Below are 301 nucleotides of genomic sequence, written 5' to 3'. Positions count from 1 at the left end.
TATATTGTTAAAGAGCTTGGCTTTCAGTGCCTTAGCACTTAAGCGAGGTGCGTATAATACGCTTTCCACTTTGAAAGTCAACATAAAACTCTAAAAAGATTAGAACTTTATGGTGACTTGCTTAAATATTAAGCAAGTGCAAAATAAAGCCTGGCGATGTCCTACTCTCACATGGGGAAGCCCCACACTACCATCGGCGCTATTTCGTTTCACTTCTGAGTTCGGCATGGAAGTCAGGTGGGTCCAAAACGCTATGGTCGCCAAGCAAATTCTTTAATCTGGAAAGCTGTTTTTGTTCTTA

The 301-nt window shown here is 41.2% G+C and carries 1 rRNA gene; it reads right to left on the bottom strand.

The window, feature by feature from the left end:
• Nucleotides 1-148: 148 nt before the first annotated feature.
• Nucleotides 149-265: ribosomal RNA gene (gene rrf, locus CBX98_RS25965) — 5S ribosomal RNA — on the bottom strand.
• Between the last annotated feature and the right edge of the window lie 36 nt (nucleotides 266-301).

This window comes from Vibrio sp. T9 (genome assembly GCF_003123985.1).
GTDB classification, from domain to species: Bacteria; Pseudomonadota; Gammaproteobacteria; order Enterobacterales; family Vibrionaceae; genus Vibrio; species Vibrio diabolicus.
Note: the sequence above shows the minus strand (reverse complement) of the source record. Positions and strands in the feature narration are given on the sequence as shown.